Source organism: Nocardia camponoti, from assembly GCF_014646135.1.
Classification (GTDB): domain Bacteria; phylum Actinomycetota; class Actinomycetes; order Mycobacteriales; family Mycobacteriaceae; genus Nocardia; species Nocardia camponoti.
The window spans coordinates 40,546-54,663 of the sequence record NZ_BMMW01000005.1 but is presented as its reverse complement, the minus strand read 5'-3'; the positions used below and the strand labels follow the sequence as shown (position 1 = coordinate 54,663).

13 protein-coding genes are annotated in these 14,118 nt (G+C 66.4%); 7 read left to right on the top strand and 6 right to left on the bottom strand.

All coding sequences use genetic code 11. The features are described from left to right. The first annotated feature begins 245 nt into the window (after window positions 1-245). On the top strand, window positions 246-491 hold the full coding sequence (locus tag IEX78_RS21310) for a hypothetical protein (protein WP_188830826.1): 246 nt from the start codon (window positions 246-248) through the stop codon (window positions 489-491). A gap of 11 nt (window positions 492-502) precedes the next feature. Continuing rightward, a complete protein-coding gene (locus IEX78_RS21305; RefSeq protein ID WP_229684206.1) occupies window positions 503-3,733 on the top strand; it encodes an arabinosyltransferase domain-containing protein in 3,231 nt (1,076 codons plus the stop codon). Window positions 3,734-4,014: 281 nt separating this feature from the next. On the opposite strand, the gene IEX78_RS21300 is transcribed toward IEX78_RS21305, so the two are convergent. Together IEX78_RS21300 and rarD are read right to left on the bottom strand one after the other, a co-directional pair. Beyond that, window positions 4,015-4,908: an ADP-ribosylglycohydrolase family protein gene (locus tag IEX78_RS21300; RefSeq protein ID WP_229684203.1), complete on the bottom strand. Its 894-nt coding sequence runs from the start codon at window positions 4,906-4,908 to the stop codon at window positions 4,015-4,017. 125 nt (window positions 4,909-5,033) lie between these two features. After that, a complete protein-coding gene (gene rarD / locus IEX78_RS21295; RefSeq protein WP_188830825.1) occupies window positions 5,034-5,948 on the bottom strand; it encodes an EamA family transporter RarD in 915 nt (304 codons plus the stop codon). Window positions 5,949-5,983: 35 nt separating this feature from the next. Between rarD and IEX78_RS21290 the strand changes: the two genes are divergently transcribed. Both IEX78_RS21290 and IEX78_RS21285 read left to right on the top strand, forming a co-directional pair. After that, on the top strand, window positions 5,984-8,371 hold the full coding sequence (locus tag IEX78_RS21290) for a cation-translocating P-type ATPase (protein WP_188830824.1): 2,388 nt from the start codon (window positions 5,984-5,986) through the stop codon (window positions 8,369-8,371). An 18-nt stretch (window positions 8,372-8,389) separates the two neighbouring features. After that, window positions 8,390-8,554, top strand: coding sequence for a hypothetical protein (locus tag IEX78_RS21285; RefSeq protein ID WP_188830823.1), 165 nt, complete (start codon window positions 8,390-8,392; stop codon window positions 8,552-8,554). 2 nt (window positions 8,555-8,556) lie between these two features. On the opposite strand, the gene IEX78_RS21280 is transcribed toward IEX78_RS21285, so the two are convergent. The 3 genes from IEX78_RS21280 to lspA are packed head-to-tail and all read right to left on the bottom strand — an operon-like array spanning window position 8,557 to window position 10,980. After that, window positions 8,557-9,390, bottom strand: coding sequence for a hypothetical protein (locus IEX78_RS21280; protein ID WP_229684201.1), 834 nt, complete (start codon window positions 9,388-9,390; stop codon window positions 8,557-8,559). Further along, entirely contained in the window at window positions 9,383-10,309 is a 927-nt protein-coding gene (locus IEX78_RS21275) for an RluA family pseudouridine synthase (protein ID WP_188830822.1), read from the bottom strand. Before IEX78_RS21275 ends, IEX78_RS21280 begins: the two co-directional genes overlap by 8 nt. Continuing rightward, window positions 10,306-10,980 (bottom strand): signal peptidase II, encoded by a 675-nt coding sequence (gene lspA, locus IEX78_RS21270; protein ID WP_229684199.1) that lies wholly within the window; start codon window positions 10,978-10,980, stop codon window positions 10,306-10,308. Before lspA ends, IEX78_RS21275 begins: the two co-directional genes overlap by 4 nt. Before the next feature lie 58 nt (window positions 10,981-11,038). Here lspA and IEX78_RS21265 point away from each other — a divergent pair, with 58 nt between their 5' ends. Beyond that, the gene (locus tag IEX78_RS21265) at window positions 11,039-11,992 is read left to right on the top strand and encodes a hypothetical protein (protein WP_188830821.1); all 954 of its coding nucleotides are present in this window, start codon (window positions 11,039-11,041) and stop codon (window positions 11,990-11,992) included. After that, complete coding sequence (locus IEX78_RS21260) at window positions 11,992-12,693, top strand: sensor domain-containing protein (RefSeq protein ID WP_188830820.1); 702 nt, start codon at window positions 11,992-11,994, stop codon at window positions 12,691-12,693. Before IEX78_RS21265 ends, IEX78_RS21260 begins: the two co-directional genes overlap by 1 nt. A gap of 5 nt (window positions 12,694-12,698) precedes the next feature. Here IEX78_RS21260 and IEX78_RS21255 read toward each other — a convergent pair whose 3' ends face one another. Next, a complete protein-coding gene (locus IEX78_RS21255; RefSeq protein ID WP_188830819.1) occupies window positions 12,699-13,541 on the bottom strand; it encodes a TIGR03619 family F420-dependent LLM class oxidoreductase in 843 nt (280 codons plus the stop codon). Window positions 13,542-13,654: 113 nt separating this feature from the next. Between IEX78_RS21255 and IEX78_RS21250 the strand changes: the two genes are divergently transcribed. Then, on the top strand, window positions 13,655-14,110 hold the full coding sequence (locus tag IEX78_RS21250) for a VOC family protein (protein WP_188830818.1): 456 nt from the start codon (window positions 13,655-13,657) through the stop codon (window positions 14,108-14,110). Window positions 14,111-14,118 lie beyond the last annotated feature (8 nt).

The window sequence follows — 14,118 nt, the reverse complement described above, 5'->3', positions numbered from 1 at the left end:
CCTGAGGTCCGTCCGTTCAGGCACCGTTGCTTGCTCCTTCGTCGCCTACGCAACGGCACCTGAACGGACGGACGGCCGCGACCGGCCCCTTCGGGGCCGCCGCTCCTCGAGGTCGCGGGTGGTTGGCTGAGTTTCCGCGAACGTGTCGATTGCAGGGGCGCGACCGCTCGCTTCGCATCGCGGGCTGCGCGCAACGGTCGAGATTCGGGTGCTCGACAGTGCACGTTCGAATGTCGTGAACGTTTGTGCGGGCCGACTTCACGCCGACGTATCGATTGCGGGGCGCGTGCCTCGCTACGCATCGGGAACTGCGCGCGACGGTCGAGATTCGGGTGCGCGACCCGTGCACGTTCGAATGGTGCAAACGTGCGTGCGGGCCGGGCTTCACGCGCGCCGATCCCGTTCCCGCGTGGGAGGGTGACTCCGACGCGATCTTCCGCACGATCAACGACTACTTCCGCGCCGGGGCACCGAATCGGCAAACACACTAGTATCGGGGCCCGTGGTTGGTTTGATCGTTCGGCAGGGGCATCCGCCCGTGGGTGCTTCGGCGGTTCGGTCGGGGGGTTATTCCTCGATTGCTCAGTGGGTCGCGCTCGTCGCGGGGCTCGTTGCCGTCTTGTGTGCGGTGGCGATTCCGTTTCTCCCCGTCAAAGTCGACACCGCGCGGGTGGCGTGGCCACAGCAAGGGTCGCCTGCCTCGGTCGAAGCTCCGCTTGTCGCTTACGCGCCTGCCGCGCTCACGGCCACCGTGCCGTGCGCGTCGATCACCACGCTGAGCCAGGGCGGCGTGGTCACCTCGACCATCCCGCGCCAATCGGCCGACATGGAGCGTTACGGCTTTGTCGTCAAGGTCGTCGGTGACACCGCCGAGCGGCCGGGTCGCGTTGACGTGGTCTCGCGGTCAACGCTGCTGTGGAGTGCCCCGCTCGCCGACCTCGCTGGCAAAGACTGCGCGATCGCCACCAGCATCACCCCGCAGGCGGCGACGGTCGACGTCACTGGCGTTGCCAACGAAGGCGCGACGCTCGCGCAAGACCTGCGCCCGCAGGTCGTCGGCGTCTTCAGCGAACTCACCGGCAGCGCGCCAGCGGCCCTCAACGTTGGCATCACCGTCGACTCCCGCTACACGACCTCACCCACACTGCTCAAACTCGCCGCGATCATCGCCTGCTTGATCGCCACCGCCGCCGCGCTCGTCGCCCTGCATCAGCTCGACGCGCTCGACGGCCGCTCACCCCGCCGGTTCCTCCCGCAACGCTGGTGGCGGCTGCGCCCCACCGACTGGGTCGTCTTCGCCGTCCTCACGATTTGGCATTTCATCGGCGCGAACACCTCCGACGACGGCTACATCCTCGGCATGGCACGAGGCGCGGCCAGCTCGGGCTACATGTCGAACTACTACCGCTGGTTCAGCGTCGACGAAGGCCCGTTCTACACGCCCTACACCGACATCATCGGCTGGATCAGCCACTTCTCCGCCGCCAGCCCCATCGTGCGACTGCCCGCGCTCGGTGCGGCGATCCTCACCTGGTGGCTCATTAGCCGCGAAGTGCTGCCGCGCCTGGGCGTCGCGCTCCGCCGCGAACGCATCGCGACGACCACCGCCGCCGCAGTGTTCCTCGCTTTCTGGCTGCCCTACAACAACGGCCTTCGCGCGGAATTCGTTGTCGCCCTTGGTGTTTTGGTCACCTGGGTCTCGGTCGAACGTGCCATCGCGACGCATCGACTGCTGCCGTTCGCCTTCGCGGTGATCGCCGCCGCGATGACGCTCACCGTCGCCCCGTCTGGCTTGATCTGCATCGGCGCGCTCATCGCGGGCGCTCGCGCCGCGACCGCGACCCTCGTCCGACGCGCGAAAACCGTTGGCTACCTTCCGCTTTTGCTCCCGATCGGTGCGGCGGGCGTAGTCGTGCTTACCGTCGTCTTCGCCGACCGCACCTTCGCTGGCGCCCGCGAGATGATGCGCGTGCACAACCTGATCGGCCCCGGCGAGTCGTGGTTCTTCGAATTCCTGCGCTATCAATACCTGCTCGACCTCAACGCTGACGGCTGGCTCACCCGCCGCTTCGGCGTGTTCATGATGCTGCTCGGCCTCGTCGTTTGCGCGATCACGATGCTGCGGCGCGGCGGCCACATCCCCGGCACCGCGACCGGCCCCACCTGTCGACTGCTCGGCATCACCGTCGCCGCGATGGCGTTCATGATGTTCTCGCCGACAAAGTGGACCCACCAGTTCGGCGTATTCGCCGGCCTCGCGACCTGCGTCGGCGCACTCACGGCGGTCGCGGTGAGTCGTCGCGTGCAGGTGTCGCCGCGCAACCGAGCCCTGTTCGCCGCGACGGTCAGCTTCGCCCTCGCGATGACGTTCGTCGCCGCGAATGGTTACTGGTACGCATCTGCGTGGCGAATCCCGTTCTGGGACAAGCCAATCACGATCGGCGGCATCGGCCTGTCGAGCGTCTTCGCGGGCTTCACCGCCATCGCGCTGGCCGTCGCCGCCTGGCATCACATCGACCCACGGCCGAAGTCGGACAAGCCGCGCGGCAGGTTCACCTTCGCCCCGCTGGCGATCGCCGCCGTGTTCATGGTGTTCGTCGAACTTGGCTCCTTCGCCAAAGCGGCTGTATCGCAATATCCTTCGTACTCGCTCGCCTCGTCAAACTTCGCGGGCGCGTTCGCTGGCGGCTGCGGCATGGCCGATCAGGTGCTCGTCGAACCCGACCCGAACGTCGGCATGCTCGCCCCGTTCGCCGGTGACGCCAGCGCCACGCTCGCTGGCCAGTCGACCGGCTTTGTCGCCGGTGGTGTCGCGCCCGTCCTCACCTCCGACGAGGTGGAAACCACAACGGGGCAAGCGAATTCGGTCTCCGATGACCCCGCGAAGCTGCGCGACGCGTCCACATCGGCAGGTGCGGAAACTCGTCGCGACTCGCTAAGTCTGCCCTTCGGCCTCGACCCGACAACGCCTGTCTTCGGCAGTTACCGGACGGGCACGCAGGAACCGGCGACGCTGACTTCGGGCTGGTACCGCCTCCCTGATGGCCCGCGCGGCCCGCTGCTCGCGATCTCGGCGGCTGGCCGTATCCGTTCGGTCGACGCCGACGGCATCGTCCACCCCGGCCAGGAGCTCGCGGTCGAATACGGCACGGTCGGGGCCGATGGGCTGCCCACGGTCGGGGGTCGCGTCGATCCAATCGACATCGGCCCGTCGCCGGTATGGCGCAACCTGCGCGTGCCGCTCGATCAGCTGCCCGCCGACACCAACCTGGTTCGCCTCGTCGCCACCGACCGCAACCTCGGCGCTGACCAGTGGCTCGCCGTCACCCCGCCGCGCATGCCGCAGACGGTCACGTTGAACAACTATCTAGGCAAACGCACCCCGGTGCTGCTCGACTGGGCCGTCGCGCTGCACTTCCCGTGCCAGAACCTGATGCCGACCCACAACGGCATCGCCGAGCTGCCGGAGTTCCGCATCCTGCCGGACCGCAACGGTGCGACTATCACCAACCTGTGGCAGGGCCACGACGGTGGCGGTCCGCTCGGCTGGACGCAACTGCTGTTCACCGCGCGCACCCTGCCGACCTATCTGAATAACGACTGGTCACGCGACTGGGGTTCGGTTGAGCGCTACCTGCCGCTCGACAGCGCGGCAACCCCCGCACAGTCGAGTGTCAGCACCCAATCACGTTGGGGCACTTGGTCTCCCGGGCAAACGATCACTGCCTGGTAATGCGAAAGAGGCTGTCGCTAGTGCGCGCGACAGCCTCTTTCGGTTTAAAGCGGTTCAGGAAATGCCAGCCTGCACGGAACCGGTGCTGATCGAACCAGCGAGCAGGGCCAGGATCGCGTTCAGGTCGATACCAACGGTTGCTTCGGCGATGTTCTGTACGCGCATACTGGCGACTCCATACTCTCTCACGTGACCGGCGCGGTCACTGGCACTGTGCCAAGGCGCACGCTACCGGGCACGAGTGTGAAGATGTGCCGTTTTACATTGAATACGTTATGGCACTACGAAACTCGGGACGCGACCCGAAGGGCTAGGTCGGGAAGGTCAGCGCCGGTGAGCCCGGGGTAGCCGTGCAACAGGGAACGCCACTCGGCAGGCACCGCCGACGCGCCCCAACGCGCACCGAGCAGCCCGCCCGCGATCGCGGCGGTGGTGTCGGTGTCGTTGCCCGCCCGCACGCACGCGGTGAGTGCGAGCGGCAGGTGATCGGGCGTCGACTGATCGGTGGAAGTGATTGCCCACCAAGCGGTTTGGAGCGCGTGTACCACCCAGCCGTTGTTGGCGAAGTCCGGCGGCGTGCCGCGTTCGGCTTCGTCGAGTCGCTCGGTCCAGTACTCGGCCTGCGGCGACGTCGCCACATACTCGCGTACCCCGTCGAAGTTCGCGTTGAGCACCGCGTGCCGCACCGCGTACGTCCACAACTTGCACGCTTCGACGGCGTGCTCGTCGGCATGCGTGAGCAGGCCAATGCGGCCCGCCGCCGCAATGCATTCGTCGGCGTCATCGAGGTAGGCCAGCGCGACGGGCGCGGTACGCATCAGCGAACCGTTGCCGCCGGTGCGCCCGGTCAGCGACATCGCCTTGAGCTGCATCTCCTGCGCGGACGCGGGCCGCGCCGACAGCACCTTGCGGGTCTGGTTGCCGATGTCCGGCGGGCGCGAGTCGTACCAGGCGATGAAGCCCGCCGCGACCGCTTCGAGGTCGGTGCCAGGCCCATTGATCGACGCGAACGCCACGGCTAACGCCATCGACGTGTCGTCGGTCCACTCGCCCGGTGCCCAGTCGAAGGGCCCGCCGCCAACCATGCCGATCACCGCGTCGCGACCGGGGATGGAGAATTCGTAGCCCGCGCCGAGAGCGTCGCCCGCAGCGCCGCCAACCAGCACGCCAGCCACTCGATCAGAAAACCCCGACTCGTGCAACGACCACACCTTTCGTGCCAACCTCAGCGACGGAAATGTCTTCGCTGAGCGTACCGGGCGGCCGGTGCGCGCCAACACTTTCGCGCCGCGTCGCTTCGCTAACGAACAGGGTCGGGTTCGGCGACGGCCGTCACCGTCGCGGCGCGGCGTCCGCGCACGATCGCATCGGTCGTGAACACCGCAAGGCCCGCCCAAATCAGCGCGAACCCGATCCAGCGCGACGCGGGCATTGGCTCGTGCATCACCGCGACGCCCCACGCCATCTGCAACGCGGGCGTGAGGTATTGCAGGATGCCCATCGTGGAGAGCGGAACTCGTTGGGCCGCAACGGAAAACAACAGCAGTGGGATGAGAGTGATCGGACCGGTCATCATCAGCAGGCCCAAATGGGCTGGACTGCTTGTCATTTGACTGTTGCCGGTGAACAGTAGAACAAGCACGAACGCGAGTGCGAACGGCGCCGCGACAATCCCTTCCGCCGCGATCGACCGCAACGCGTCGAGTCGAATCACCTTCTTGACCAGCCCATAGGTGGCGAACGAGCACGCGAGGATCAGCGCGATGATCGGCGGCCTGCCGTAGTCGACGGTCAGTACCACCACCGCCAAAGCGCCTAACCCGAGCGCACACCACTGCGCGATGCTGAGCCGTTCCCGAAAAAGCACAACCCCGAAAGCTACCGTGACCAGCGGATTGATGAAATATCCAAGCGCGCATTCGACAACGTGCCCGGTAAGCACGCCGAACACGTAAACGCCCCAGTTGGTCGCGATCGCCGCGGATGCCACGGCGGCCAACCGCCACGTGCGACCGTCGATGCCGCGCAGTTCGCGCAGCCGCCCGGTGAGCGCGAGCACAAGCGTCACGACAACAAGCGTCCAAATCACGCGTTGCGCGACGACCTCAGCGGGCGAAGCGAACGCGAGCAGCCCGAAAAATGCTGGAAATAGTCCCCAAATCAAATACGCCCCGACGCCGAACGCGGCACCGGGGACGCTTGCGCTGCGCTGCATTCATCCCATGTTACGACTGCCGTAGCCTGACCCGCATGTCGTTTTCCTCCGGTCTCACGGCGGCCCAAGTCGCCGAGCGTCAACGAGACGGCCGTACCAATGACGTGCCAGCGCGCGCGAGTCGTTCCGTGGGCGAGATCATCCGCGCCAACGTCTTCACCAAGATCAACGCCATCCTCGGCGTGCTCCTTGTGCTCGTCTTGGTCGCGGGCAGCCCCATCGACGGCATGTTCGGCCTGCTCATCATCGCCAACAGCGGGATCGGCATCATCCAGGAAATCCGCGCGAAACGGACCCTTGACCAGCTCGCGATTGTTAGCCAGGCCAAGCCGACCGTGCGCCGCGACGGTGTCGCGACCCAGGTTTCGCCCGCCGACGTTGTGCTCGACGACCTCATCGAACTCGGCCCCGGCGACCAGATCGTTGTCGACGGTGAGGTCGAGGAAGCATCCGCGCTCGAAGTCGACGAGTCGCTGCTTACCGGCGAAGCCGATCCGATCGACAAGGCCGTCGGCGCGCCGGTGATGTCGGGCAGCTTCGTCGTTTCCGGTTCGGGTGCCTACCGCGCGACGAAGGTCGGTCGCGACGCCTACGCCGCGAAGCTGGCCGAAGAGGCGAGCAAGTTCACGCTGGTGAAGTCGGAGCTGCGCTCGGGCATCGACAAGATCCTCACCTTCATCACCTACCTGCTCATCCCCGCTGGCCTGCTCAGCATTTACAACCAGCTGGTGTCGAGCAAGGAATCGTGGCGACCCGCCGTCACCGGCATGGTCGCGGCACTCGTGCCGATGGTGCCCGAGGGCCTGGTTCTGATGACGTCAATCGCGTTCGCGGTTGGCGTGATTCGACTCGGCAAGCGTCAGTGCCTCGTGCAGGAACTGCCCGCGATCGAGGGGTTGGCGCGCGTTGACGTTGTCTGCGCGGACAAGACCGGCACGCTTACCGAAAACGGGATGCGCGTCGCTGAGGTGATCGCGCTCGACGGCTTCGACGACGGCCAGGTCCGAAAGGTGTTGGGCGCGTTGGCGTCTGACGACCCGCGTCCCAACGCGAGCGTCGCCGCCATCGCCGAAGACATGCCCGACACACCGGGATGGACGAGCACCGCTGTCGCCCCGTTCTCGTCGGCCAAGAAGTGGAGCGGCATTTCCTATGGGCAAGAAGGGAATTGGCTCCTCGGCGCGCCGGACGTGCTGCTCGACCCGTCATCGGCGACCGCCGAGCGAGCCGAAGAATTGGGCGCGCGTGGGCTTCGCGTGCTGCTGCTCGCTCGCAGCGACCGGCCCGTAGACGCCGCTGACGCGCCCGGCACCGTCGACCCCGCCGCGCTCGTCGTCCTTGAGCAAAAGGTGCGGCCCGACGCGAAGGAAACCCTCGAATACTTCGCTGACCAGCACGTCGCGGTGAAGGTGATCTCCGGCGACAACGCGGTTTCGGTCGGTGCGGTCGCTTCGACGCTCGGCCTGCCCGGCGGCGACCACCCCATCGACGCGCGCAAGCTGCCCGACGACCCGGCCCAACTCGCCGACGTCGTGGCGGACAACACCACGTTCGGGCGCGTGCGACCCGACCAGAAACGCGCGATGGTCACGGCGTTGCAGTCGCGTGGGCACACGGTCGCGATGACCGGCGACGGCGTCAACGACGTGCTCGCCCTCAAAGATGCCGACATCGGCGTCGCGATGGGCGCGGGCAGTCCGGCAACGCGTGCGGTCGCCCAAATTGTGTTGCTAGACAACAAGTTCGCGACGTTGCCCTACGTGGTCGGTGAGGGCCGCCGGGTGATCGGCAACATCGAACGCGTATCGAACCTGTTCCTCACCAAGACCGTGTACTCGGTGCTGCTCGCGTTCCTCGTTGGGGTCGCGGGCGTCGGTTCGCAGATCTTCGGCTACGACCCGATCGGCTACCCGTTCCTGCCTCGCCACGTCACGATCGCGGCCTGGTTCACCATCGGCATCCCGGCGTTCGTGCTCTCGCTCGCGCCCAACAACGAGCGCGCGCGGTCGGGCTTCGTTGGTCGCGTGATGCGGCTCGCTGTCCCGTCCGGCGTGGTCATTGGGGTCGCGACGTTCATCGCCTACCTGATCGCTTACGCGGGACCGGAAGCGACCGAGACGCAGAAGGTCCAGGCCAGCACTACCGCGCTCATCACGTTGATCATGATCGCGATGTGGGTGCTCGCGTTGGTCGCGCGACCGTTCGTCTGGTGGAAATACCTGCTGATCGGCGGGTCGGTCGCGGCGTATGTCGCGCTGTTCTCGATTCCGTTCACCCGCGAATTCTTCAAGCTCGATCCGTCGAATCCGCGACTCACGACGGCGGCGCTGGTGTGCGGCGCGGTCGGCATCGTATTGGTCGAAGCGGCGTGGCTTGTGCAGTCGCGGCGCGCGAGAACCCTTGTTACGGAATCAGTTTCGTAACTGGAGTACCGTTGCGCGGTGACCCCCGACGACCTCGACGAGCTGTTCTTTCCGCTCATCGTGACCCTCGACCAACTCGACGCCGACGACGTCGACTTCATGGCCGACGCCTACGACCGCGCGGGCGATGTTGATATGGCGGCCAAGCTGTGGGAGTTAGCCGAGCAGCGTCGCTTACGGTGACGCTATTCGGTGGGGACGGGGCCGTCGTCGGGGACCGTGGTTGTCGCGATGCCGACCTGATCGGGGCGCAGAGGTGAGACGGCGAACCGGCCCGCTACCGCGTCGGCAGGAAGTGCTTGCACCGCACGCACATCCGGCTTCGCAGCGAGCTCATTGAGCTGAGTCAGCGTGCCGCGCACGACAATTCCCGCCGCGCACGCGCACCCCGCGCGCAACCGCGACTCAGTCACCTTCGCGATGTCGGCGCTGCGCTGATCGCGAAACTGTTGGGCGGCAAGCAATCCCGCTGCCGCGTCGGCGGAGTTCACGGCCGGTGTGTCGCCCGCGGGAGTGGCGACGGTGAGCACCGGCGTCTGCACGCGGTCGATGGGGACGTGCCAGATCACCCCGGAGATCCGCAGTCCGTCGACGGCCTGCGGAAGTTGTTGCGCCGTCAGATATTCGGTGAACGACACGAGCGCCCAGTGCGGGTCGCTGTCGGTGCCGTGCAAGGAGTCGCGCGCTTGATCGAAGTACTGCTCAATCTGCTGACCGGGTGCGGGACCGAGTCGGTCGGTCGTAATGCCAAGGGAGGGACGGGGATTGGTGATCCCGAGGATCATCGACGCGACGGCCGCGATGAGGAGGAACGCACCGCCGATGAGAACTCCGCGCGAGGGACGCCAAGAGGACTCGTCGGCGGATTCGTCCGAAGCGGTACTGGCGTCCTCGTGCGCCGCGTCGAGTTCGCTTGCGGCGGCGGCGGATTCGCGTGCATTGTCAGAACCAAAACCGGGATCGCCCGTCGTCGGCAACTGCTCCGACGACGGATCGGGCGACCCCGGCTCGTCAGGCATTACGTAGTACGTCCAAAGCGCCCGATAGATCTTCGGGGTATTCGCTTTCGATTTCCAACCAGCGGCCGTCGGCCGGGTGGTGGAAGCCCAACTTGCGCGCGTGCAACCACTGCCGTTCCAGGCCGAGGCGCTTAGCGAGCGTCGGGTCGGCACCGTAGGTCAGGTCGCCAGCGCAGGGGTGGCGCACGGCCGAAAAGTGCACGCGAATCTGATGGGTGCGACCAGTTTCGAGGTGAATGTCGAGCAGGCTCGCCGCCTGGAACGCCTCGATGGTGTCGTAATGGGTGATGCTCGGACGACCGTCAGCGGTGACCGCGAACTTCCACGCGTTGCCGCGCGCACGACCGATCGGCGCGTCGATGGTGCCACTGCTCGGATCGGGATGTCCCTGCACAAGGGCATGGTATTGCTTGTCGACGGTGCGTTCCTTGAAGGCGCGCTTGAGCATCGTGTAAGCGTGTTCGGACTGCGCGACAACCATCACCCCGGACGTGCCGACGTCGAGTCGGTGCACGATGCCCTGACGTTCGTGCGCGCCCGAGGTGGAAATGCGGTAGCCCATCGCGGCGAGTCCGCCAACGACGGTCGGGCCGGTCCAGCCGACGCCCGCGTGCGCGGCGACGCCAACTGGCTTGTCGACGGCCACGATGTCGTCGTCGGCGTACAGGATGTTCATGCCTTCGACCGGCGTCGCTTCGACAACCAGCTCACGCTTGGGTTCGGGGAAGATCACTTCAAGCCACGCGCCAGCGGTGAGCCGGTCGGACTTGCCGGCGGCGGCACCGTCGATCAGCACCGAGCCCTCTTCGGTGAGCGCGACCACCGCCGTGCGCGACAGGCCAAGCAGACGCGACAGGCCAGCGTCGACCCGCATCCCATCGAGCCCGTCGGGAACGGGCATTGTCCTTGTTTCCCTCATTCAGACTCCTCGGTGGTGTGCGTGCGGCCGTGACGGGTGCCGTCGGGTTCGAAACCGAAGACAGTGAGTGCGACAAGCAGGATCGCGCCACAGACGATGGATGAGTCGGCGACGTTGAACACCGGCCACCAACCGACGGCGATGAAGTCGACGACGTGGCCTTGCAGCGGGCCGGGTGCTCGGAAAATTCGGTCGACCAGATTGCCGAGCGCGCCGCCAAGCACCATGCCGAGCCCGATGGCCCACCACAGCGAACGCAAGGTGCGGCCGATGCGGATCACTCCGACGACGACGGCGGCGGCGATGAGCGTGAGCAACCACGTCATGCCGGTTGCCATCGAGAAGGCGGCACCGGGGTTGCGTACCAGCGTCAGATGCGCGAAGTCGCCGATGATCGGGACCGAGCCGCGCTCGTCGATATTGGCGACAACCAGGCATTTCGTGAGCAGATCGAGTCCGAAGAGCACGACGGCGACGGCGAGCAACGTGGTGAGTCGACGCGGGCCAGCACTCGGCTCGCTCGCTGGTGGCTCGGTGTCGTCGACCTTGGCTAGCGTCGGTTTGGCGTCCGATGACTCCGATGACAGGGCCTCGGACCTGTCGGACTGTTCGGGCTGCTCAGGTTGGCCGGTCACGGGGACGGCGTTGTCGGTTGGCCGGTCTTCACTCACTCGTCCATCATTCCCTACTCGCAGTCTGAGCTGTTACTCAGGAACCGGTCGTACGCTGATGCCTGTGACGGTGTTGTCTTCTGCTCGCTTGCCCCGCGTCGCGCGTCCCGGGGTGTTACTCGTTGCGATCGTGCTCGGGTTCGCGACCTTCGGCGCTGGCTGCGCCGACCGGTCCTCGTCGGTCGCCGAGGCCGAGGGGCTTGAGCCGCTCGGCATCGGCAAAGAAGTCACGGTGCCCATCACCGCCGCGGTCACCACGTTGGTGTCGGCGGGGGAGGAGCCGCGTTCGTCGTTGCGGCCCGCTTACGCGCCCGGCACGACTCAAGAGGTCACGCTGCGCACCGAGTACCACATTCAGCAGCAGGTCAACGATCAGCCGACGCGCGACTTCTCGCCCGCCGCGCTCACCATCCCGATGACGGCGAAGACCGGCGCGAATGGGGTTGATCTCACTGTTGGCGCGGTCACCACGCCCGACCCCGCGCTCACGAAGGCGTTCACCTCCGCCGACGGTTCGCACGCTGGGCTCGCGATGAGCGACCTTGGCGCGATCACCGAACTGCGGATGGCCCCGTCGCCCGACACGCCGAACGCCGCACGCGCCGCGCTGGAACAGGCGTTCTATCAGGCGGTTTACCGGTCGATCGCGTTCCCCGACTCGCCCGTCGGTGTCGGCGCGGTGTGGACGGTGCGTCAGCAGATCACCGGCGGCGTCACCCTCGATCAGGTCACCACCGCCACGCTCGTCGCGCGCGAAGGCGACCGCCTCACCATCGACCTACACGTCACCCAACAGCCCATGTCCGAGAAGTGGACGCTGCCGAACGACGCTGGCGTGCTCGACATTGACTCCTACGTCATGGATGGCGTCGGCACGATCACCGTGGATCTTGGTCTGCCGCTGCCGGTTTCGGGCAGCGTGGAAGTGGGCGGTCAGCAGATTTACCGCGACGCCCGAAGCGTGAGCACGTTGGTGCAGACGCAGTCGACGCGCGTTTCGTGGACGGAGTGATGCGCGGAGTTCTCCGGGTTGGCGTCGCGGCGTCAACGTGCGTGCTCGCGGTCGCGTGCGGGTCGAACGACGAGCCTTCGTTTGGCGCGACGGTGTCTGCCGCGAAAGGCACGGGGGCCGTTCTTGATTCGACGCAATTGACGGCACGCATGCTCGGCGGGTCCGACCTGCCTGGCGACTTCACCGCGATGCCGCCACGGTCGACCGACGCGAGCACTTCGCCGGTGCCCGAATCCGCGCTCACCAACCCGGCCGACTGCGCGCGGCTGCTCACCACGATCGCCAAGCAGTGGCCCGGGGCGAGCGGAACCGCGTCGGTGCAGTTCGCCGGGCCGAGTTACGCGACGATCGACGTCGATATGGCCAGCTACCAGGATGCCGCGTTGACGCCCGCGTTCGATGCGTTGCAGGCCCAGCCGCGCCGGTGTGGGAAGTATTCAAGTGAGGACGCGGGCGTCGCTGTCGACTACCGCACCGAGCCGTTGACCTTGCCGACCTTGCCGACCTTGCCGACCCTCGGCGACGCGAGCACGGCCTTCGTCGTCACCGCGAAGAGCGACGACATGACGTTGACGTCGTCGGCGGCATTGGCGCAGGTCGGCAACACGCTGGTTCAGGTGGTTGTCACCGCGCCGGAGTCGATTGACCCTGGCGTGCTGAGCGACGTGATGGGCGCGCAGGTGCGGAAGTTGCGGGGGTAGGAGCCCTACTGTTGGCCGATCTTCGTTCCGAGGTGCGTGATGTACCCGCGGACGTCGTCGGCTGAGCGATCGGGGAGGCCGAAAACTGTTTCGGTGACGCCCAATTCGGCCCACTCGGCTAGCTGCTCCGCGTTGAAGCGGCCTGCCAACGCGATCACGCGCGGGAGTCCGTCGCGACCCGCATCCTTCCAAACACGATGCAGCAGTTCGATTTTCGGGCCGAGTTCGCCTTCGGTCGGCGTCGTGATCCATCCATCCGCGTGCTTCGCTAGCCACCCGACGGTCTTTTCCGTCCCGCCCGCGCCAAGCAAGATCGGTACGCGCCCAAGGGGTTTCGGCCATGACCAGCTCGCGCCGAAGCGCGCGAATTCGCCATCAAACGAGGCTTCCTCGTCGGTCCATAGCGCGCGCATCGCATCGAGGTGTTCGCGCAAGACGGTGCGTCGCCGGTTCGCAGGCACCCCGTGATGTGCGAGTTCGTCTGTGTTCCAACCGAATCCAACGCCCAGCTCAACGCGGCCACCCGACAGATGGTCAAGTGAGGCGATCGTTTTCGCGAGCGTGATCGGGTGATGTTCGGCAGGCAGCGCAACCGCCGTTGACAAGGTAATGCGCTCGGTGACGGCCGCCGCTGTCGCGAGCGCGACCCACGGGTCGAGGGTGCGCAGGTAGCGGTCGTCGGGCAGTGACGCGTCGCCGGTTTGCGGATGCGCGGCGGCCCGCACGACGGGGATGTGGGTGTGTTCGGGCACGTAGAAGCTGTCGAATCCCGCCTCTTCCGCAGTGCGCGCGGCGTCGGCGGGCGTGATCCCGCGATCGCTGGTGAACAACACGACTCCGTACCGCACTTGCGACCTCCCGCACTCAAAACTGAAACAAGTTCTACCAGCTGAGGTGTGGAAAGGGGAATAGGCTCGACTTATCCGAGCGACATTCGCTTCGACGATCCGGAGGTTCGACGATGTCTAACGTCTCGCCCATCCCCACCGATTACCCGACGGTCACGCCCGGTCTTGTCTGTGCTGGCGCGAACGCGGCGATCGAGTTCTACGTGAAAATCCTCGGTGCCAGCGTGCGCATGAAAATGCCTGGGCCCAACGACACGGTCATGCACGCGGAAATTCAAATCGGCAAGTCGGTCGTGATGGTGTCGGACCCGATGCCCGAAATGGGCTACGGCGCGTCAACCAGTCCCGAAGGCGTGAGCCTCTACACCTACGTCGCCGACGTCGACAAGGTCTTCACCGAGGCGATCCTCGCGGGCGCGACGCCGTTGCGGCCGGTGGAAGACCAGTTTTACGGCGACCGCACCGGCGCGTTCACCGACCCGTGGAACCACCGGTGGACGGTGGCTTCGCATGTGGAGGACGTTAGCGATGCGGAGATGAAGAAGAGGATGGCGGAGTTTGAAGGTTAGGAACCTCC